The sequence below is a fragment of the Kribbella antiqua genome (assembly GCF_004345665.1).
GTDB lineage: Bacteria > Actinomycetota > Actinomycetes > Propionibacteriales > Kribbellaceae > Kribbella > Kribbella antiqua.
In genome coordinates this window covers 1,206,382-1,225,362 of record NZ_SLWR01000001.1, presented here as the reverse complement: position 1 = coordinate 1,225,362, position 18,981 = coordinate 1,206,382, and the positions used below count along the sequence as shown (strand labels likewise).

Sequence of the window (18,981 nt, the reverse complement as noted above, 5' to 3'; positions counted from 1 at the left end):
CTGAGCATGTCCAGAATTCGTTCCGCCCGCCGCCTCTTCGCCGCCTCCGCCGCGGTGCTGTCCCTGGTGGCCGCTGTTGCCGGCTGCTCGCGGGCGGAGGGCAACGACACGCCGGCCGCCTCGAGCGACAAGGGCCCGGCCACCGAGCTGCGGCTCGGCTACTTCCCGAACGTCACCCACGCGGCCGCGCTCGTCGGCCTGGACAAGGGCCTGTTCACGAAGGAGCTCGGCAGCACCAAGCTGGTGCCGACCAAGTTCAATGCCGGCCCCGAGGCCGTCGGTGCGCTGCTCGGCGGCTCGCTGGACGCGTCGTTCATCGGCTCCGGTCCTGCGATCAACGCCTACGCGAAGTCCAACGGTGAGGCCGTCCGGTTGATCGCCGGTGCCACCTCCGGCGGTGCGCAGCTCGTGGTGAAGCCGACCATCACCAAGCCCGAGGACCTGATCGGCAAGACCGTCGTCACGCCGCAACTCGGCAACACCCAGGATGTCTCGCTGAAGAAGTGGCTGGCCGAGAAGAATCTGACCGGCAAGGTCAAGGTGACCAACCTGGAGAACGCGCAGACCCTGGACGCGTTCAAGAAGGGTGACGTGGACGCGGCCTGGCTGCCCGAGCCCTGGTCGTCGCGACTGGTCCTTGACGCCGGCGCCAAGGTCTTGCTCGACGAGAAGACCCTCTGGCCGGACGGCAAGTTCCCGACCACCGTGCTGATCGTGCGGACCCAGTTCCTGCAGGAGCACCCGGAGACGGTGAAGGCGCTGCTGACCGGCCTGGTCGCCGCGATCGACTTCGCGAACACCGACCAGGCCGCCGCGAAGACCGAGGTGAACGCGCAGCTGAAGGAGCTGACCGGCAAGGCGCTGAAGCCGGCCGTGATCGACCGGGCGTTCGCCAACATCCAGATCACCGCGGACCCGATCGCGTCGACGTTCCCGCAGCTGGCCAAGGACCAGGTCACCGCGGGCATCGCCAAGACGGCGCCGAACGTGGCCGGTTTCGCCGACCTCGGCCCGCTGAACGACGTACTGACCAAGGCAGGGAAGCCGACCGTCGATGCCGCCGGTCTGGACACGAAGTAACCCGTAGGCGAGGAGGCAGACCATGACCGCGACAGTCGAGGTTGAGCAGACCGTGGTGCGACCTGTGCAGTTCCATCAGGTCGGGAAGGCATTCGGGCATGGCCGCAATGCGGTCGTCGCGCTGGAGCAGGTCGACCTCGACGTCGCGGCAGGTGAGTTCGTCTGCCTGCTCGGTGCGTCCGGTTGCGGGAAGACGACGCTGCTGAATCTGGTGGCCGGCCTCGACAAGCCGACCGCCGGACGGATCGAGCTGCACTCGTCGCGGCCGGCGGTCGTGTTCCAGGAAGCCGCGCTGATGCCGTGGCTGACAGCTGCCGGCAACGTCGAGTTGCCGTTGCGGATGGCGGGCGTACCGAAGGCTGAGCGGCGGGCGAAGGCTGCCGAACTGCTGGAACTGGTCAGGCTCGGTGGGCTGGGCGACAAGCGGCCGCACGAGTTGTCCGGTGGTATGCGGCAGCGGGTCGCGCTGGCGCGGGCGCTCGCGTCCACCGATGACAACACCGGCGCGAACGCGGGCAAGCCGTCCCTGCTGCTGATGGACGAGCCCTTCTCGGCGCTGGACGCGATCACCCGGGACGTCCTGCAGGGCGAGCTGCTCCGGATCTGGCGTGCGACCGGTACGGCGATCCTGTTCGTCACGCACGACGTCCGCGAAGCCGTCCGGCTCGGGCAGCGCGTCGTACTGCTCTCTTCGCGGCCGGGCCGCGTCGTACGGCAGTGGGACGTCGACGGCCTGTCCGGATCGGCCGAGGTGGGTGCGGTCGACGAGATCAACGCCGCGCTGCGGAAGGTGATCAGCAGTCATGCCGCAGCCTGACCTGCAGGACGACCTGTACGACGCAGGGTCGGTGGAGGCAGGCCTCGACGCGCTCGACACTCCGGTCAACGCATCCGAGGGCTCCCGGGCCCGCCGGATCGCCGGCCGGGTGCTGCCGCCCGTGGTCGCGATCGCGCTGCTGGTGGCAGTGTGGCAGGCGCTCTGGGCGGCCGCGTTCTGGCCGGAGTTCAAGTTGCCGGCGCCGTCCGCTGTCTGGGGTCAGGTCTGGCAGCTGGTCACGTCGGGGGAGATCCTCGAGTTGTTCTGGGTGTCGGTGCACCGAGCCGTGATCGGGTTTGCGATCTCGTTGCTGATCGCGGTGCCGCTCGGCCTGGCGATCGCGAACAGCTCCGTCGTACGACGGGGGATCGGGCCACTGGTGTCCGGTCTGCAGAGCCTGCCGTCGGTGGCGTGGGTGCCGGCCGCGATCCTGTGGTTCGGTCTGAACGACCGGGCGATCTACTGGGTCGTGCTGCTGGGCGCCGTACCGTCGATCGCGAACGGGCTGGTGTCCGGTCTGGACCAGGTGCCGCCGATCCTGCCGCGGGTCGGGAAGGCGCTCGGCGCCGGCCGGCTGGGCGGCATCCGGTACATCCTGCTGCCGGCCGCGCTGCCGGGATTTCTCGGCGGGCTCAAGCAGGGCTGGGCGTTCTCGTGGCGGTCGCTGATGGCCGCGGAGCTGATCGCGACCTCGCCCGAGCTCGGTGAAGGACTCGGCCAGTACTTGCACAACGGGATGTCGCTGTCGGACATCTCGATGGTGTTCGCCGGCATCCTGCTGATCTTCGTCGTCGGCGTCGGAATCGAGCTGCTGGTCTTCCGGCCGCTGGAGAACTCGGTGCTGAAAGCGCGTGGGCTGACCGTCACCGCCCGCTGATCCGGTTACGGCTTCGCCACCTTGCGGGCCGGTGCGGCGATGCGTTCGGTCCGGCGCCGTACTGTTGGAGCGTGGTTCGATTTCTGCCGTTCCTGATCAGCCTGGTGCTCAGCGTCTACGCGCTGTTCTCCTGCATCCAGACGCCCGACGAGGACGTGCCGCATCTGCCGAAGCTGGTGTGGATCGTCCTGATCGTGTTCGTCCCGTTCGTCGGGCCGATCGTCTGGTTGATCACGTACCGGATGCAGCTCGCGCGCCGGGAGTCCGTCGTACGGCCGCCGAAGCCGAGCGCGCGCCCGGTCGCGCCGGACGACGACCCGGACTTCCTGGCCTCGCTGGACCGCTATCGCGACCCACGCACGACGGTGAAGCCACCCGAGACGCCCAAGCCCGACCCGGAGCCTGAGCCGGCCGACGAGTCCGACGGCAAGCCCAAGGCACCGGACACCGACTCCGAGACGTCCTCGGAGACCGACGACGGTAAGGCCTGACTTCGCAGGCCTTACCGATCGTTGCTTGATCCGATTGCCGGTTGGAGCAGTGTCACGCCGACTTTCGGTGCTCGGGCAGGAGGGTGTTGTCCCGTTCGGACTCCGTGGTGCCGCCCCAGACGCCGTACGGTTCGCCGACGGAGATCGCGTGCTGCCTGCACTCCGGCTGGACCGGGCAGGTGCCGCAGAGCGACTTGGCTACCATCTCGCGCGCGCGTTTGCGGACGCCCCGCTCGGATTCGGGAGAGAAGAACAGCTCCGGGTTGACATCGCGGCACGCAGCTTGTGACTGCCAGTCCCACAGATCCATGAGCGGGCGGGGCAGGCGAGGCATCCCTCTCGACATGGCAACCTCCTTGACTCACCGTGAGCGCGGACGGGCGCTCGGTGAAAACTATGCTCAACTCCCACCGAGTTCAACCCTTGTTGTCTCGAACTTCGGTCCTTTTGTTATCGGCGGAGCCCGAGCAGTGCCATTTCAGCGCCAAAGGCGGGCTGTCGCAGGGCGTGATCAAGCGTTCGTCATGCGGTGAGCGTGGTCAGGTGATCACTGAATGTGACTTGAGTCACTAAGCGAGTACGGCGCCCACGATGGCGGCGAGTAACCCCACCCCGAGGTTGAGGACGACGTTCAGCAAAGCGGCCGCGCGTCGGCCGGACGCGGCCAGCGCGGTCGTCTCGGCGGCGAAGGTGCTGTACGTCGTGAACGCGCCACAGAAGCCGACCCCGACGAGCAGCGTCACCGTCTGATCGGTGACACCGGTCAGGAGCCCGAGCACGAAGCTGCCGAGGACGTTGACGGCGAAGGTTCCCCAAGGCAACGGCGAGCTCAACCTTGTCGAGCGCAACAAACGATCCACCATGTGCTTGTCGACCAGGAACCGCAGCGGAGCTCCGACGGCCGCGCCGAGCGCCACCAGCAGGACGCTCATCGCTTCGGACCAGTCCACTCGCCAAGCGTCGCCGCCAGCAACGCGGCCGCGAGCGTGCCGAAGAAGTAGACCAGGGCAACGATCACGTGCTCGTGCAGCAGCTTTTCGGTGTCGACGGCAAACGTCGAGAACGTCGTGAACCCGCCGAGGATCCCGGTGCCGAGGAACGGCCGCAGCAACGGATGCGACCTCGGGGTCAACCGAGCCAACAGCACACCGATCAGGAAACACCCGAGGACGTTCGTGGCGAAGGTTGCCCAGGGAAACTGACCTGACCCATGCGGGAACGCCTCAGCAAGCCCGTAGCGGGCCAGCGAGCCGATCACTCCACCAAGCGCCACAACACCGAGGCTCTGCAGTTGGATGAGTTCGCTCCGCTCACTCCTGTGGGGCAATCCACCGTCAGACATCGTCCGCTGGATCGTAGCGGTAGTACTCGTGCGATCCGTGCGCCGTACCCGTCTCGCCGGTCAGTGCGCGAATCACCGTCGCATGCGTGATCGCGAGCACCGGTCCGTCCGTGCTCGCCGTGTGCCGGCCGAGTGCCGCGCGGGCCCGCTCCCGGACCCGCGACAGCGGCTCCCAGGGTCGTTGGATCCCGTTGGGCCACTCACCGCCGTAGGCCTCGAACTCCGCCTGTGCGGCCCGTACGTCGGCCACGCCGCGCCAGAGCCCGGTGTGGTCCGGCAGCCAGTCGCGCAGGTCGTAGTCGACCCGCACGCCGAGGGCCAGCCGGTGACCGATGATCGCGGCGCTCTGCAAGGCCCGCGTGAAGGGCGAGCTGACGATGTACGTCGCCATGACGCCGCTGAGGATGTCCGCGAGCTCTTGGGCTTGCTTCGCGCCGACAGCGGTCAGTGGGGCGGAGTCGGCCGCCATCCCGGGCCATCCCCGGGTGTCGACCGGTTCGTAGTCCGGCTCCCCATGCCGGACCAGGTAGATCTGCGTCACGGGAGAGTTCTACCGGAGATGGCGCGCGCCCGCCCAGCCACGGGCGTGGCTGCCGGGGAGGGCGGACGGATCGGCGATCGACGTGGGTGGGCGGACCTGGTGCAGCTCACTGAACAGGTCGGTCGTCCGCTGCTCGATCCAGCGCACCTCGGTAGCACCTTGATGACCGTGGACGGCGAGCACCGAGTCGATGTCGGGCCAGACCGCCGTCGCGGGATTGTCACCGCGCCAGCGCAACGCCACCGAGCCGTCGCTGAACACGCACCCCTCGGCGACCACGCCGGTGCCGGAGACACCACTGAGGTCGTGATAACGCACCAGTTCGAAGGTCCTCGGTGATTGCCTCACCCTGCTAGCACTCCTCATCGTCGTGTGCGCCGTTGCAGCCCTCAACGACGCACGCCGTACGACGGTTACAGAAACCTCACCCGCACCACCGGTTCCGGACGGGTGCTACGCTTCACCTCGTGAAGCGCAGCTATTGGCGATTTTTTGAGTGGCCGGCCTTGGTGCCGGGCGACTCAGCCGCCTGCTGACGCCCACCGAAGACACCAGAGCCGGCTCGAAGGCAAGGACATCCGTCCTTGCCTTTTCTCGTTCCCAGCCGGCGCTGCCTCGGGTCTTCCGCGGACATCCGGCGGAAAGGTCCCAGCAGTGAACACCCTCAAGCACCAGGCCAGTCAGCCCGCGGTCGTCGACCGGCGGATCGAGAAGACCGTCCCGCTGATCACCCCGATGGCGTTGCACGACGAGCTGCCGCTCGGCGACGAACTCGTCCAGAGCGTGATCGCCGGCCGTCAGGCGGTGGCCGACGTACTGAACGGCGTCGACGACCGCCTGATGGTCGTCGTCGGGCCGTGCTCGGTCCATGACGCCGAGGCGGCCCTGGAGTACGCCGAACGCCTCCGACCGGTCGCCGAACGACTCTCCGACGGTCTCCTCGTCGTGATGCGGGTGTACTTCGAGAAGCCGCGCTCGACGCTCGGCTGGAAGGGCCTGATCAACGACCCCGGCCTGGATGGATCGGGCGACGTCAACCGTGGTCTGCGGACGGCGCGGCAGTTGCTGCTGCAGGTCCTCGAGCTCGGGCTCCCGGTTGGCTGTGAGTTCCTCGACCCGATCACCCCGCAGTACATCGCCGACACCGTCGGCTGGGGCGCGATCGGCGCGCGTACGGTCGAGAGCCAGGTGCACCGCCAGCTGTCGTCCGGTTTGTCGATGCCGATCGGGATGAAGAACCGCCCGGACGGCAGCATCGGTACGGCGGTCGACGCGATCAAGGCTGCGTCGGTGCCGCACGTGTTCACCGGTATCGACCACGACGGCGCGCCCGCGATCCTGCACACCCGGGGCAATCCGGACTGCCACCTCGTACTGCGTGGCTCCGACACCGGACCGAACTACGACGCGGAGTCCGTGGCGGGCGCGACCGAGCAGCTGCGGAAGGCGGCGCTGCCGGAGCGGGCCGTCATCGACGCGAGTCACGGGAACAGCCGGAAGGATCACCGCCGTCAGCCGGTGGTCGCCGCGGAGATCGGCCAACAGGTGGCGGCCGGCAACCCAGCGATCGTCGGCGTGATGCTGGAGTCGTTCCTGGTCGAGGGCCGCCAGGACCTGGACCCGACGCGCGAGCTCACCTACGGCCAGTCGATCACCGACGCCTGCATGAGCTGGGAAACGACCGAGTCGGTGCTCGAGAACCTCCGCGATGCGGCGCTGGAGCGCCGGAACAGAGCGTGACCGGCTGGTGCCTCTGAGTTCCGATCTATACAGGAATCACGGCGCCCTGCTAGCGTTCGCGACCGGCCTGGGGGATGCGCCCCCGGCGTCATTTCCGGAGGGGAAATACGTGAACAACAAGGGCACGTTCGGCAAGCTCGGCGGTCTCGTTGCCGGTCGGGGAAAGCTTGCTGCTGCCGGCATCATCGCGACCGGGCTCGCCGTGGGCGGGATCGGGTTCGGTGCGTCGGCCGACGCTGCTGATACGACCACGGCGACCGCGCTCAGCTGCACCGGTTGCGTGTGGCAGACCCAGATCGCGGACCCGGTGGAGAAGATCCTCCGCACGCCGGCTGAGAACACTGTGTGGACCAAGGCACTCAACGACAACATCGTGAGCGAGAACAAGCTCAGCCCTACCGTGCGGGAGAAGCTCAACAAGGTCGGCGGCCCGCAGGGACCGGCCGGGCCGGCTGGTCCGGAAGGCCCCGCCGGGGCGAAGGGTGAGGCCGGTGCGGCGGGTACGGACGGCGTGGCGGGCCTCTCGGTGAATGCACCGACCAAGGTCGTTCCGACCGGGTTCTCCGAGATCGAGCTCACCTGCCCGGACGGCAAGAAGGCTTTGTCCGGCGGGCTGAAGTGGGACTCGGGTGCCAAGAGCGACGCCAAGAACGTCGTCATGAACGGCAGCTACCCGAGCGACCTCGCGGAGGTCGAGGGTGTCTCGACCGCGACCTCGTGGACCGTTGCGCTGACCAACAACGCACCGAACGAGATTACCGTGCAGCCGTTCCTGACCTGCGCGAACGTCGGCTAGTCCGCAACGCACGAAAGGCCCCCAGCCATCGCTTCGGCGGCTGGGGGCCTTTGCCGCGCTGGACCCTCGTACCGGACGTTAGGCTCTCCGCATTGTCCGGGGTGGTGACGACACGTATCGACGAGGATGGGCATGCAGGTGAGGCGAGCTTTTGAGTTCGGGGGTGGCCGGGTGCTGCTCGGGCCTGACGGTGGGCCGATCTCGTTCGAGCACGCCGCGGATCCCGGGCGGATCTATCTGCTCGACGAGGCGGCGGCGGCCTGGCATGGACCCGATCACTACTGGGGCACCGGGTTTGTGATCACGCCGGAAGGCGCCGGTCGTTGGCAGGCGGCGAGCGATATCGACTGGCGCGACGACGGCGTGACCGTCCGGCACCGTCCGCGGCCCGAGCTCGACCTGACCGTCGTACGACGGGTGGCCGGTGAGCGCTTCACCGAGTCGTACACCTGGACCAACGTCGGCGAAGCCGAGGCCCAGCTGACCAGCCTCGCGGTCAATGTGCCGATCCGCGACGTGTACGACGCGGCTGTGTCGTCGCTGGCGCGGAGTTGTCACGCGCACATCTTCACCGGCGGAGCGTGGTCGTGGATCCTGGCCGAGCCGATGTCGGCGACCCCGCCGCTGCTCGGGGTGATCGTGCGCGAGGGCGACCTGTGGGCGTACTCGATCGAGTCCCGCAACACGCACACGTCGTCGGACAACCGTGGCCACATCGTCGTCCACCCCACCGATCACGCCCGGAACCCGGAAGCGTTCGGCGGCCAGCCGATCCTGACCCTCGCACCCGGCGCGAGCTACACGCTGACGTGGGAACTCGGCTGGTACGACAGCCGCGAAGCCTTCCTCGCCGCAACCGACGCACCGGCAGAGTTCCCGGACCTGACCGCGCCGCTCGGTTCCGCCGTACCCGTGGAGCTTGCCGAAGGAACGCGGATGGTCGCCGCCGGCGGAGAAACTCATGGTGTCAAGTACGTCGAGCTCGAACGCGACGGAAGGCGAAGTCGTACGGCGGTTGCCCACCTGGCGCCGACGCGCGACCTTGTCGAGGCCCGCGTCGAGCGGATTCTCAACGAGCACCGGCCGGTCGAGCGGCCCGAGCCGGAACGATTCGCGTTTCTCCCGGTCGACACCCGCACCGGCCTGCGTCAGACTGAGAACGCCTGGGCGGACTGGTCCGACGGCGCCGAGCGCGTGGGCATGGCCGTCCTGCTTCAGCAAGCCCGGTTGCAGAACTGGGGCGACGCAGCGGCGATCGACGACGCGCTGCTCGGGTTCGCCCGCTTCGCCCGCGAGCGGTTGATCCAGGCCGACGGTTCGATCCGCCGCAGCAGCCGGCCCGGCAACGAGCCCCTCCGGCTCTACAACACCCCGTGGCTGGCGCACTTCTTCGTCGACCAGTTCGAGTTGTACGGCGACGTCGCCGATCTCGAGCTGGCCGCGACACTCCTCGAATCCAGCTATGCCCTCGGGGTTGCCGACCATCTCTCGATCGGGCATCCGGAGGCAGTCGTCGCGACCGCGACAGCGCTGCAGCATCGCGGCGACGCGGCTCGTGCAGATTCGTTGCGCGAGGCATTGATCGGTCACACCCGCCGATTCGTTGACCGCGGCACCGATCTGCCGGCGCACGAGGTCAAGTACGAGCAGTCCATGGTCGCGCCGCTGGTGAGCCTCCTCGCGACCGGCTACGAGCTGAGGCCCGACGAGCGCGTGCTCGCCGCGCTACGCACTTCGCTCGGCTGGCTTCGGGCCTTCGGCGGACCGCAGCCGCACGTCCGGCTTCGCGACGTCGGCATCCGGCACTGGGACGGTTACTGGTTCGGCATCGACCGGCAGTGGGGCGACACCTTCCCGCACTACTGGAGCGTCCTGACCGCGATCGCCCTGCGGCAGCTTCCCGAGGAGCTGAAGACCGAGGAGAACCAGCGCGCCGCCGACGCGATCTTCGCGGCCAACCTGGTCGACTTCAGCCCCGCCGGCGATGCGACCTGCGCCTTCCTCCTGCCCAGCTGCGTCGACGGCAGACCGGCGTACCGCGCCGACCCGCTCGCCAACGACCAAGACTGGGCGCTCGCCCTCCTCTTGCGATCGACCGCCGCTTGTTCACTTTCTCGCCGTGCAGTGGCTACAGGGCCGACCTAGTGTCCCGGGCATGACTGAGATCTCTCGGCGTCTGGTGCTCGGCTCGGCGGCAGGTGGAGTGGCGGCGTCGCTGCTTCCGCCGTCGTTGCACACGGCGATGGCGCAACCGGTGAGGCGTGGTGGTCTGCGGGCGGTCGAGCACGTCATCGTGCTGATGCAGGAGAACCGTTCGTTCGACCACTACTACGGGACGCTCCGCGGTGTCCGTGGGTACGGCGACCGGCAGCCGCTGCGGCTCCGGAACGGCAAGAGCATCTTCCACCAGCCGAAGACCGGTGGGGGAGAGGTGCTGCCGTTCTCGATCCGTGAAGCCGCCGCCGCGGCCGGCCGGCAACCGGACGACATCCAGTACCTCGGCGCCCTGCCGCACGGCTTCAGCGACGCCACCCAAGCCTGGGGCAACGGCTGGAACGACGACTGGGTGCAGGCCAAGACCGCGGCAACGATGACCCACTACGAGCGCCGCGACATCCCGCTGCAGTACGAGCTCGCCGAGACCTTCACCATCTGCGACGCCTACCACTGCTCCGTCAACGGCTCGACCAACCCGAACCGCAACTACCTCTGGTCCGGTACGACGGGCTACGAGCCCGGTACGACGCAACGCGCGGTGACGAACGCGGCTTACTCCTACGACCACCGGGGCTACGACTGGACGTCGTACCCGGAACGGCTGGAGCAGGCCGGGGTCTCCTGGCAGATCTACCAGGAGTGGGACAACTTCACCGACAACGCGGTCGAGTACTTCACCACCTTCAAGGAACTCGGGCACCGGATCCTGGCCGGCGTTCCGGGCGGTTACCGCACCACCGAGGAGTTCTACGACAAGCTCTTCGCGAAGACGCCGGCCGAGCAGGCGTCGGCGCTGAAGGAGCTCGAGGCCGCGGTCGCCAAGCAGCCCGCGAAGGACCAGAAGCTCTTCTACCAGGCGATGTACCGGTCGGAGCCGGAGTCGCTGATCCCGCGGCTGCGCGCCGACATCAAGGCGGGCAAGCTCCCGCAGGTCAGCTGGCTGGTGCCGTCCGCGGTCGACTCCGAGCACCCCGGCTCGTCCACTCCGGTGGGCAGCGCGAACCTCGTCTACGACCTGCTCGACGCGATCGCCTCTGACCCGGACACCTGGTCGAAGACCGTGCTGTTGATCAACTTCGACGAGAACGACGGCTACTTCGACCACGTCCCGCCGCCGGTCGCGCCGCGGCCGAGCTCGGGTGAGGGCGACGACTGGTACGCGGGTCGGCCGATCGGCCTCGGACCGCGCGTACCGATGACCGTGGTCTCGCCCTGGTCGGTCGGTGGGCACGTGAACTCGCAGGTGTTCGACCACACCTCGGTGATCCGGTTCCTCGAGCGCTGGACGGGTGTCCGCGAGCCGAACATCAGCGACTGGCGGCGGACCGCGTGCGGCGACCTCACCTCGGCGTTCGACTTCGATCGCACGTACAAGCAGCCGTCGGTGGACGCGCCCGGTCCGGTGCCTGCGCCGATCGCGCGCTGGAAGCCGACTCCGCCGGCTGACCAGGCCGTGCCGCAGCAGGAGCCGGGTCACCGGCCGGCCCGCGCGTTGCCTTACCGGCCGTCCGTTTCGGGCTTTGTTGCTGAAGGCAAGTTGATGCTGGCCTTGAGCAACGCTGGTGCCGAGACAGCGCACTTCGCGATCTACCCGTACGGCGGTGAACTGCCGGCGCCCGCGCATGTCGACGTACGGCGGGAGCACTCGCAGGCGATCGCGGTCGCCGGGCCGTACGAGCTCGCCGTACAAGGGCCGAACCGGTTCTGGGCCGAGCTGGCCGGCTCGGCCGACGGCGCGGCGGCCGGTCTCGACGTACGGGCGCAGCAGCACGGCGACGCTCTCATCCTGGAACTGGTGAACCTGTCGGCCAAGCCGTTGACCCTGAAGGTGAAGGCGCGCGGCTACGGCAGCAGGACGGTCCCGGTCGAGCTGCGTGGCAAGCAGACGCGCGCGCTGCCGTGGCCGACGAACCAGGGCTGGTACGACGTCGAGGTCACCACGGCCGAGGACACGTCGTACCGGCGTCGCCTGACCGGCCACCTCGAGACCGGCAAGCCGAGCGTCACCGGCTAGAGCCGAAGTACGGCGTCGGCGCGGGCGCGGGTGGAGTTGATGAGGCGGGCATTCGTCTCGTCGCTGCCCGTCGTCCGCGCCTGTGCTTCGGAGGCGCTGCGACCGTGCCGGACGTGCCGTTCGGTCAGGCGTTCCCGTCGTACGAACGGATCGAGCTCGAGGAACCAGCATTCGTCCAGCAACGCACGGATCGTTGCCCAAGGCCCCTGATCGAGCAGCAAGTAGTTGCCTTCGGTCACCACCAGCCGGATCTCGTCGTCGATCGGCAGCGCGGCGGCGATCGGTTCGTCGATGCCCCGGTCGAACCGCGGTGCCCAGATTGTCCGCCCGTACGGCGTCCGCAGCCGCTCGAGCAGAGCGACGTACCCATCGACGTCGAACGTCTGCGGTGCACCCTTCACCGGCACGAGCTCGAGCTCATCCAGCGCCGCATGGGCCAGGTGGAAACCGTCCATCGGCACGAGTGCCACCGGATGACCTTCGGCCACGAGGTCGCGGACCAGTCGTTCGGCGTACGTCGACTTGCCGGCGCCGGGAGGTCCGGCGATACCGAGCAGCGACCGCCGTTCACGCCGTACGAGATCGACCGCCCGGGCATGGGCGGTCGACTCATCAAGGTGCTGGATGCTCATGCGGGAGGCCTTTGGCAGCCGCAGCTCTCGCGATGCTCGATCTCGGCCGGCAGTCGCTCGATCCGGCGCGGCGCGAACGGATCGGCCAATCGGCGCAGCAGGAGCTGGACCGCTCGGGCGCCCATCGCATGGAACGGCTGAGCCGCCGCGGTGAGTGCCGGCGACATCGCGCTTGCCCATTCGAAGTCGTCGAACGTCACCAGCGCGATGTCCTCGGGGATCCGCCGCCGGGTCTCCTTGAGTGCCAGCAACGCGCCGATGGTCATCGCGTTGTTGCCGCAGAAGATCGCGGTTGGCGGCTCCGGCTGGTGCAGTAGCGAGAGGACCCCGGCGCGGCCGCCGGCGACGGTCGAATGCGCGTCGACCACCAGCTCTTCGTCGATGGGGACTCCGGCGGCCTCGTGCGCACGCCGGTAGCCCTGCCGTCGCTCGTCGGTGGTGGACAAACCGGCGAGGCCGGCCAGCATGCCGATGCGGCGGTGCCCGATCTCGATCAGATGGTCGACCAGCGCGGCGGCCACCGACTCGTTCTCGGTCCCGACCTGGTCGGCGCGGACGTCGCTCATCCGGTCGACCAGCACGAACGGCGTCTCGTGTTTGCGCAAGACCGGCAGGGTCGTCTCCTTCCAGCCCGGCGTCGGCGCGATGATCACGGCTTCGACGTTGTGGGCGAGCAGCGTGGCGACAGCGCTCGCCTCGAGCTGGGTGTCGTCGTGCGTATCGCAGAGCAGCAGAGCGAACCCGGCCCGGCTCGCCTCCGACTCCACGCCGGCGATCAGGTCGCCGAAGTACGGGTTCGAGGCGCCGGTGATGGCCAGCCCGAGCGCGCGGCCGGATCGCTTCGACACCATCGGCGCGGGCGGGGCGTAGTCCAGCGCCTCGAGCGCGTTCCGGACCCGCTCCCGGGTCTCCGGAGCGACGTACCGGGTGCCGTTCAGGACATGGGAAACGGTGCTGATCGACACTTCGGCCAGCTTCGCCACGTCGACCAGCCGTGCACCTCGACGCGGACCGGCCATGCGGGCATCGTCCTCGCTCCGAAACAACGGCGCAATCTTTTGCGCAAACGGTTCCCTGCTCATCTGAGCGGTCCTAGGTTGTGCTGCACCGCGTGACCGCCCGGTCGCCGGAACCCCAGCAGGAGGTGCTCTGATGAAGCCCACCGGAATCCGGCGGTCCGCCGCCGTCCTGACCGCACTCGTGTGCGCCGGCACGGTGGCGCTCAGCGCGTGTACGACCGAGAAGACGTCGGGGCCGGGTTCGAGCTCGGACACTTCCGGCCCGGTCAAGGTCGGACTGGTCACCAAGACCGAGACCAACCCGTACTTCGTCAAGCTGCGCGAGTCCGCGAAGGCCGCCGCCGAGGCGCAGGGCGGCCAGTTGATCGCGCTGGCCGGCAAGTTCGACGGTGACAACGAGGGCCAGGTCACCGCGATCGAGAACCTCGTCCAGCAAGGCGTCAAGGGCATCCTGATCACCCCGAGCAACTCGGCCGGTGTGCTCGGCGCCATCAAGCAGGCGCAGGACAAGGGCATCATCGTGATCGCGCTCGACACCGCGACCGACCCGGCCGACGCGGTCACCGCGACGTACGCGACGAACAACGAGACGGCCGGCAAGCTGATCGGGCAGTACGTGAAGGCGCGGCTCGGCGACACCCAGCCGAAGCTGGTGATGATGGATCTCGACCCGAGCGCGACCGTCGGTGTGCAGCGGCACAACGGTTTCCTCGAAGGCATGGGGCTGCCGCTGAAGACGCCCGCCGTCATCGGCAGTGCGCTCACCCAAGGCGACCAGACCAAGGCCCAGCAGGCGATGGAGAACCTGCTCCAGCGGGTCGGCGGCCAGGTCAACGCGGTCTACAACATCAACGAGCCGGCCGCGCGGGGTGCGTACCAGGCGCTGAAGGAGAAGGGCCTGAACGACAAGGTGCTGGTCGGCGCGATCGACGGCGGCTGCCAGGGCGTGCAGAACGTGAAGGACGGCCTGTTCGTGGGCACGGTGATGCAGTTCCCGAAGAAGATGGCCGAGGACGGCGTGAAGGCTGTCTTCGACTACGCCAAGACCGGCAAGAAGCCGTCGGGCTTCATCGACACCGGTGCCACGCTGATCACCGACAAGCCTGTCGCGGGCCTGGCGTCGCAAGACACCGCCTGGGGCGCGAAGAACTGCTGGGGCTGATCTTCGATGGCTACGGCAACGACCACCGCTGAGGGCGGCCGGGGCGACGCGTTGCGGGTGATGTTCGCCCGCAACCCGGTGCTCGGCCCGACCGCCGCCCTGCTCGTCGCGATCGTCTTCTTCTCGCTGGCGACGGACACCTTCGCGAACATCGACAACTTCTCGTTCATCGTCCAGCAGTCGATCGTCGTCGGCACGCTGGCGCTCGGTCAGACCCTGGTGATCCTGACCAGCGGTATCGACCTGGCGAACGCCGCGATCGCCGTCTTCGGCACGCTGCTGATGACCCGGCTCGTCACTGGGGAACTGCCCGGACCGTTCGCGCTGATCCTCTCGATCGTCGCCTGCGCCGCGGTGGCGACGCTGTCCGGTCTCCTGGTGAGCCGGATCAAGTTGCCACCGTTCATCGTCACCCTGGGCATGCTCGCGGTGATGACAGCGGTGACGAACCTCTACAGCAAGGGCACCACCTGGCCGGTGCCGGACGGACTGCTGACCTGGCTCGGTACGTCGCTCTACCTGTTCGGCCGGGTCCAGTTCACGTTGGGCATGGTGGTTGCCGCGGTGCTGTTCGCGGCGACCTGGTTCGTACTCGCGAAGACCGGCTGGGGCCGGCATGTGTATGCCGTCGGCAACGAACCGGAGGCGGCCCGGCTGACCGGTATCCACATCGACCGCACCCTGATCAGCGTGTACGCCGTCGCGGGCATCATCTACGGCTTCGCCGCCTGGATGGCTTTGGGTCGTACGCCGACCGCAGACCCGAACGCGTACCAGACCGGCAACCTGGACAGCATCACCGCCGTGGTCATCGGGGGCACCAGCCTGTTCGGCGGCCGTGGTGGAGTCGTCGGCACGGTGGTCGGCGCGCTGATCGTCGCCGTACTGCGCAGTGGTCTGACCCAGATGGGAATCGATTCCAACTACCAGAACCTCGCCACCGGCGTACTGGTGATCGCCGCGGTCGCGTTCGACCAGGCCACCCGGAGGAGGAGCCGATGAGCACCCGAACAGCTATGCTCACCGCTCGCGGCCTGGTCAAGCGGTACGGCCACGTCACTGCGATCAACGGTGCCGACTTCGACCTCTATCCAGGTGAGGTACTGGCCATTGTCGGCGACAACGGAGCCGGCAAGTCCAGCCTGATCAAGGCGCTCACCGGTGCGCTCCAGCCGGATGCGGGAACCGTCGAGCTGGACGGGAAGCCGGTGCGATTCCATTCGCCGCTCGACGCCCGGAACAACGGCATCGAGACGGTGTACCAGACGCTGGCCGTGGCGCCCGCGCTGGACATCACGACCAACCTGTTCCTCGGCCGGGAGATCCGGCGGGATGGTCTGCTCGGCAAGCTCCGGATGCTGGACCGCAAGGCGATGCGCAAGGAAGCGCGCAACCAGTTGGACGCGCTGGGCATCGCCACGATCCAGGACATCACCCAGCCGGTGGAGAGCCTGTCCGGTGGTCAGCGGCAAGCCGTCGCGGTGGCCCGGGCAGCGATGTTCGGCAGCAAGGTCGTGATCATGGACGAGCCGACCGCGGCGCTCGGTGTCCGCGAGACCGCGCATGTGCTCGAGTTGATCAAGCGGATCAGCAATCGCGGCCTGCCCGTCGTACTGATCTCGCATGACATGCCGGCGGTGTTCGAGGTGTCCGACCGGATCCATGTCCACCGGCTCGGCCGTCGGGCCGGGGTGGTAAACCCGCAGAAGGTGTCGATGAGCGACGTGGTGTCGTTCATCACCGGCGCGGAGGAGATCCCGGTCGAGGCACTCGAGGAGTGATGCTTGGTCAGCGGGCGATCGGCGCCGTACGGGCTTTGGTGATGGTGATGAGGTCGGCGGGGGAGAGGCCGATGTCGAGGCCGCGGCGGCCGCCGGAGACGTAGACGGTGGCGTGGTCGGTCGCGGTGGCGTCGACGACGGTGGGCAGGGCGCGCTTCTGGCCGATCGGGCTGATGCCGCCGACGACGTACCCGGTGGTGCGTTCGGCGGCGGCCGGGTCGGCCATCACCGCCTTCTTCCCGCCGGCCGCGGCCGCGATCGCCTTCAGATCAAGCTGCTTGTCCACCGGTACGACGCCGACGGTCAGTTTGCCGTCGACCTCGACCAGCAGCGTCTTGAACACCTGCTCCACGGCCAGGCCGAGCGCCTCCGCGGCCTCCAGCCCGTACGACTTGGCGTTCGGGTCGTGGTCGTACGCGTGGGTGCTGAACTCGACCTTCGCCTTGGTCAACGCGACGGTCGCCGGGGTGCCCTGGCTCTGCTTGCTCTTCGCCACCCGCTGAGCTTAGACCGGCACGAGGCGGACGCAGCAGTTGCCTGGGGTCGGGGCGAGGCGGGCTTCGTACGGGATCTCGAGGGTGCTGACGAGCCCGGCCAGCAGGTGCAGGTTCATGCCGCAGACCAACTGTGGCTGTTCCTTGGCGATGCGCTGGAACGGGCAGTTGGCGAGCGCGATGCCGTCCTTGTCCGGGCGGGGTTCGAAGCCGTGGTCGGCGAGGATCTGGGTCAGGGGAGCGTCGCCCGCCGCCCGGCCGAGTGACTCGCCGTACTCCCGGGCCCGGCGGTTCACCGCCTCGCGTGGCGATCCGCCCGATGCCTCCGCGTCGGCGATCCCTGCGGCCAAGAGCCGGCTCGCGACGGCGTACTGACGCTCGGGAAGGGAGATCTCGATCTCACGGTCCGAGCGGTGGTAGAGCTTCGCGGGCCGGCCGGCGCCCGGACCGGTTCGGCCGGTTCGGCGCTCGAAGCAGGTGGCGAGCAAGCGCTCCTCGGTCAGCCTGTCCAGGTGGAACGCGGCCGTCGTTCGCGGAATGCCCAGCGCGGCGGCCGCCTCGTCCCGGCTGACCGGCGCCGGCCGGCTGACGACGTACTCGTAGAGACGGCGCCGCGTCGGTTCCTCGAGTGCGGCGACCGCCTGAACCTGTGCGTCCCAGGACCTGTCCACAGGATGATTCTATCGCCAACTCGGGTTGATCAAAGAGCTATGATGGCAGTTCGTTGATCCATCAGGGAGTGTGCATGGCGATTTCGGCTGATCTCGAGTCCGTCCCCCTCCACATCGTCGCCGGACGCGCGGAGATCGATCTCCCCGCCGCTCAGCGAGCGGTCGCCGATCTGCTGGTCGCGCTCGGGCGGGATCCACGCAGCGCGCATCTGGCGGACACCCCACGCCGGGTGGCGCACGCGTACGCCGAGATGCTGACGCCGCGGGAGTTCGAGCTGACGACGTTCCCGAACGACGAGGGGTACGACGAACTCGTGCTTGCCAAGGACATCCCGGTGCAGTCGCTGTGCGAGCACCACCTGCTGCCGTTCCACGGGGTGGCGCACGTCGGGTATCTGCCGGGCGAGCGGATCCTCGGGCTGTCGAAGCTGGCGCGGGTGGTCGAGTTGTTCGCCCGTGACTTCCAGGTGCAGGAGCGGCTGACCAAGCAGGTCGCCGACTGGCTCCAGGACCGCCTGGCCCCGAAGGGCGTCGGTGTCGTCATCGAAGCCGAACACCAGTGCATGTCCATGCGCGGCGTACGCGCGGCCGGCTCGCGAACCGTCACGTCGTCGCTGCAGGGTGTACTGCGCGACAACCCGAGCTCTCGCCAGGAGTTCTTCGCCCTGACCGGGCTCACGCCGTAGTCCGCTGTCGGCCCGACTCGGACCGGGCCGGCGCGCGGAGTTCAGGCTGTGGCCACCGCCGGTGGGTGGTTGTGGTGGGTGCGGCGGCCGGTGGCGAGGATGTGGGTCAGTTCGCCGGGGAGGAGGTCGGTGCCGGGGACCGGCTCCATCTCGGAGACGTCGAGCCAGCGGACGACGGTGGCGCCGCAGTGGCCGTGGACGGCGAGGATGGATTCGAGGTCCGGCCAGACGGCGGTGGACGGGTTCGCGCCGTGCCAGCGCAGTGCGACCGATCCGTCGGTGAACACACATCCTTCGGCGACGATGCCGGTTCCGGAGACCCCGGAAATGTCGGTGTAGCGAACGAGTTCGAATGTTTGAGGCTTCACCGGCGGACCCCGCACCGTTGCCTCGATGGTGCGAGACCCGAGGGTCTGCCGGAGTGCGACGTACTTCGTTGGCCTGAGGGAGCTGCCATGGTCCTTTCCCCGTGGTCGGCGTGGGTGGGCGCTCGCCACAAACCGGGGACAATACCGACTGTCAGCGGGGAAGGACGGTCTGTAGCGACTCATCTTCTGCAAAACAAGCTAGAACCAAACCGGGCGACACGCCAGTGGTCCGCCAGCGTGTCTCAACCTTCGA

22 protein-coding genes are annotated in these 18,981 nt (G+C 68.4%); 12 read left to right on the top strand and 10 right to left on the bottom strand.

What is annotated here, in order from left to right; all coding sequences use genetic code 11:
• Positions 1–6 precede the first annotated feature (6 nt).
• The 4 genes from EV646_RS05810 to EV646_RS05795 all read left to right on the top strand — a co-directional run bounded on the left by EV646_RS05810 (position 7) and on the right by EV646_RS05795 (position 3,265).
• Positions 7–1,080, top strand: a complete 1,074-nt coding sequence (locus EV646_RS05810; RefSeq protein ID WP_132144574.1) for an ABC transporter substrate-binding protein — start codon at positions 7–9, stop codon at positions 1,078–1,080.
• Between the two features lie 22 nt (positions 1,081–1,102).
• Positions 1,103–1,897: an ABC transporter ATP-binding protein gene (locus tag EV646_RS05805; protein WP_132144572.1), complete on the top strand. Its 795-nt coding sequence runs from the start codon at positions 1,103–1,105 to the stop codon at positions 1,895–1,897.
• Complete coding sequence (locus tag EV646_RS05800) at positions 1,884–2,774, top strand: ABC transporter permease (protein WP_132144570.1); 891 nt, start codon at positions 1,884–1,886, stop codon at positions 2,772–2,774. The genes EV646_RS05805 and EV646_RS05800 overlap by 14 nt, the downstream gene beginning before the upstream one ends.
• A gap of 71 nt (positions 2,775–2,845) precedes the next feature.
• Positions 2,846–3,265: a PLD nuclease N-terminal domain-containing protein gene (locus EV646_RS05795; protein ID WP_132144568.1), complete on the top strand. Its 420-nt coding sequence runs from the start codon at positions 2,846–2,848 to the stop codon at positions 3,263–3,265.
• A gap of 52 nt (positions 3,266–3,317) precedes the next feature.
• Here the strand turns inward: EV646_RS05795 and EV646_RS05790 are convergent, their stop codons facing one another.
• From EV646_RS05790 to EV646_RS05770, 5 genes are all read right to left on the bottom strand, one after another.
• Positions 3,318–3,611: a WhiB family transcriptional regulator gene (locus EV646_RS05790; protein WP_132144566.1), complete on the bottom strand. Its 294-nt coding sequence runs from the start codon at positions 3,609–3,611 to the stop codon at positions 3,318–3,320.
• A gap of 223 nt (positions 3,612–3,834) precedes the next feature.
• Positions 3,835–4,215 (bottom strand): fluoride efflux transporter CrcB, encoded by a 381-nt coding sequence (gene crcB / locus EV646_RS05785; protein WP_338419242.1) that lies wholly within the window; start codon positions 4,213–4,215, stop codon positions 3,835–3,837.
• Positions 4,194–4,607: a fluoride efflux transporter CrcB gene (crcB, locus tag EV646_RS05780; protein WP_132144564.1), complete on the bottom strand. Its 414-nt coding sequence runs from the start codon at positions 4,605–4,607 to the stop codon at positions 4,194–4,196. Before crcB (EV646_RS05780) ends, crcB (EV646_RS05785) begins: the two co-directional genes overlap by 22 nt.
• Positions 4,600–5,148, bottom strand: coding sequence for a histidine phosphatase family protein (locus tag EV646_RS05775; RefSeq protein ID WP_132144562.1), 549 nt, complete (start codon positions 5,146–5,148; stop codon positions 4,600–4,602). Before EV646_RS05775 ends, crcB (EV646_RS05780) begins: the two co-directional genes overlap by 8 nt.
• Positions 5,149–5,157: 9 nt before the next feature.
• Positions 5,158–5,496, bottom strand: coding sequence for a hypothetical protein (locus EV646_RS05770; RefSeq protein WP_241995323.1), 339 nt, complete (start codon positions 5,494–5,496; stop codon positions 5,158–5,160).
• A gap of 306 nt (positions 5,497–5,802) precedes the next feature.
• Here EV646_RS05770 and EV646_RS05765 point away from each other — a divergent pair, with 306 nt between their 5' ends.
• From EV646_RS05765 to EV646_RS05750, 4 genes are all read left to right on the top strand, one after another.
• Complete coding sequence (locus tag EV646_RS05765) at positions 5,803–6,888, top strand: 3-deoxy-7-phosphoheptulonate synthase (RefSeq protein WP_132144558.1); 1,086 nt, start codon at positions 5,803–5,805, stop codon at positions 6,886–6,888.
• Between the two features lie 109 nt (positions 6,889–6,997).
• Entirely contained in the window at positions 6,998–7,684 is a 687-nt protein-coding gene (locus EV646_RS05760; protein WP_132144556.1) for a hypothetical protein, read from the top strand.
• Positions 7,685–7,822: 138 nt separating this feature from the next.
• On the top strand, positions 7,823–9,829 hold the full coding sequence (locus EV646_RS05755) for a hypothetical protein (protein WP_132144554.1): 2,007 nt from the start codon (positions 7,823–7,825) through the stop codon (positions 9,827–9,829).
• Positions 9,830–9,839: 10 nt separating this feature from the next.
• Positions 9,840–11,915: a phosphocholine-specific phospholipase C gene (locus EV646_RS05750; protein ID WP_132144552.1), complete on the top strand. Its 2,076-nt coding sequence runs from the start codon at positions 9,840–9,842 to the stop codon at positions 11,913–11,915.
• On the opposite strand, the gene EV646_RS05745 is transcribed toward EV646_RS05750, so the two are convergent.
• Positions 11,912–12,547: a nucleoside/nucleotide kinase family protein gene (locus EV646_RS05745; RefSeq protein WP_132144550.1), complete on the bottom strand. Its 636-nt coding sequence runs from the start codon at positions 12,545–12,547 to the stop codon at positions 11,912–11,914. The genes EV646_RS05750 and EV646_RS05745 overlap by 4 nt on opposite strands.
• Entirely contained in the window at positions 12,544–13,566 is a 1,023-nt protein-coding gene (locus tag EV646_RS05740; protein WP_132144548.1) for a LacI family DNA-binding transcriptional regulator, read from the bottom strand. Before EV646_RS05740 ends, EV646_RS05745 begins: the two co-directional genes overlap by 4 nt.
• Before the next feature lie 133 nt (positions 13,567–13,699).
• On the opposite strand from EV646_RS05740, the gene EV646_RS05735 reads away from it, so the two are divergent.
• The 3 genes from EV646_RS05735 to EV646_RS05725 are packed head-to-tail and all read left to right on the top strand — an operon-like array spanning position 13,700 to position 16,509.
• A complete protein-coding gene (locus tag EV646_RS05735; RefSeq protein WP_132144546.1) occupies positions 13,700–14,728 on the top strand; it encodes a substrate-binding domain-containing protein in 1,029 nt (342 codons plus the stop codon).
• 6 nt (positions 14,729–14,734) lie between these two features.
• The gene (locus tag EV646_RS05730; RefSeq protein WP_132144544.1) at positions 14,735–15,730 is read left to right on the top strand and encodes an ABC transporter permease; all 996 of its coding nucleotides are present in this window, start codon (positions 14,735–14,737) and stop codon (positions 15,728–15,730) included.
• Positions 15,727–16,509, top strand: coding sequence for an ATP-binding cassette domain-containing protein (locus EV646_RS05725; protein ID WP_132144542.1), 783 nt, complete (start codon positions 15,727–15,729; stop codon positions 16,507–16,509). The genes EV646_RS05730 and EV646_RS05725 overlap by 4 nt, the downstream gene beginning before the upstream one ends.
• A gap of 7 nt (positions 16,510–16,516) precedes the next feature.
• Here EV646_RS05725 and ybaK read toward each other — a convergent pair whose 3' ends face one another.
• Positions 16,517–17,005, bottom strand: coding sequence for a Cys-tRNA(Pro) deacylase (gene ybaK, locus EV646_RS05720; RefSeq protein ID WP_132144540.1), 489 nt, complete (start codon positions 17,003–17,005; stop codon positions 16,517–16,519).
• Between the two features lie 9 nt (positions 17,006–17,014).
• The gene (locus EV646_RS05715) at positions 17,015–17,674 is read right to left on the bottom strand and encodes a helix-turn-helix transcriptional regulator (protein ID WP_132144538.1); all 660 of its coding nucleotides are present in this window, start codon (positions 17,672–17,674) and stop codon (positions 17,015–17,017) included.
• A gap of 74 nt (positions 17,675–17,748) precedes the next feature.
• On the opposite strand from EV646_RS05715, the gene folE reads away from it, so the two are divergent.
• Positions 17,749–18,360, top strand: a complete 612-nt coding sequence (gene folE / locus EV646_RS05710; RefSeq protein ID WP_132144536.1) for a GTP cyclohydrolase I FolE — start codon at positions 17,749–17,751, stop codon at positions 18,358–18,360.
• Positions 18,361–18,401: 41 nt separating this feature from the next.
• Here the strand turns inward: folE and EV646_RS39205 are convergent, their stop codons facing one another.
• Complete coding sequence (locus EV646_RS39205; RefSeq protein WP_199236792.1) at positions 18,402–18,728, bottom strand: hypothetical protein; 327 nt, start codon at positions 18,726–18,728, stop codon at positions 18,402–18,404.
• Between the last annotated feature and the right edge of the window lie 253 nt (positions 18,729–18,981).

Coding starts and splice junctions, on each gene's coding strand:
- EV646_RS05730 (WP_132144544.1), top strand. CDS start 14,735: ATGGCTACGGCAACGACCACCGCTGAGGGCGGCCGGGGCGACGCGTTG.
- EV646_RS05750 (WP_132144552.1), top strand. CDS start 9,840: ATGACTGAGATCTCTCGGCGTCTGGTGCTCGGCTCGGCGGCAGGTGGA.
- crcB (WP_132144564.1), bottom strand. CDS start 4,607: ATGTCTGACGGTGGATTGCCCCACAGGAGTGAGCGGAGCGAACTCATC.
- EV646_RS05810 (WP_132144574.1), top strand. CDS start 7: ATGTCCAGAATTCGTTCCGCCCGCCGCCTCTTCGCCGCCTCCGCCGCG.
- EV646_RS05725 (WP_132144542.1), top strand. CDS start 15,727: ATGAGCACCCGAACAGCTATGCTCACCGCTCGCGGCCTGGTCAAGCGG.
- EV646_RS05745 (WP_132144550.1), bottom strand. CDS start 12,547: ATGAGCATCCAGCACCTTGATGAGTCGACCGCCCATGCCCGGGCGGTC.
- folE (WP_132144536.1), top strand. CDS start 17,749: ATGGCGATTTCGGCTGATCTCGAGTCCGTCCCCCTCCACATCGTCGCC.
- EV646_RS05805 (WP_132144572.1), top strand. CDS start 1,103: ATGACCGCGACAGTCGAGGTTGAGCAGACCGTGGTGCGACCTGTGCAG.
- EV646_RS05735 (WP_132144546.1), top strand. CDS start 13,700: ATGAAGCCCACCGGAATCCGGCGGTCCGCCGCCGTCCTGACCGCACTC.
- EV646_RS05790 (WP_132144566.1), bottom strand. CDS start 3,611: ATGTCGAGAGGGATGCCTCGCCTGCCCCGCCCGCTCATGGATCTGTGG.
- EV646_RS05800 (WP_132144570.1), top strand. CDS start 1,884: ATGCCGCAGCCTGACCTGCAGGACGACCTGTACGACGCAGGGTCGGTG.
- EV646_RS05740 (WP_132144548.1), bottom strand. CDS start 13,566: ATGGCCGGTCCGCGTCGAGGTGCACGGCTGGTCGACGTGGCGAAGCTG.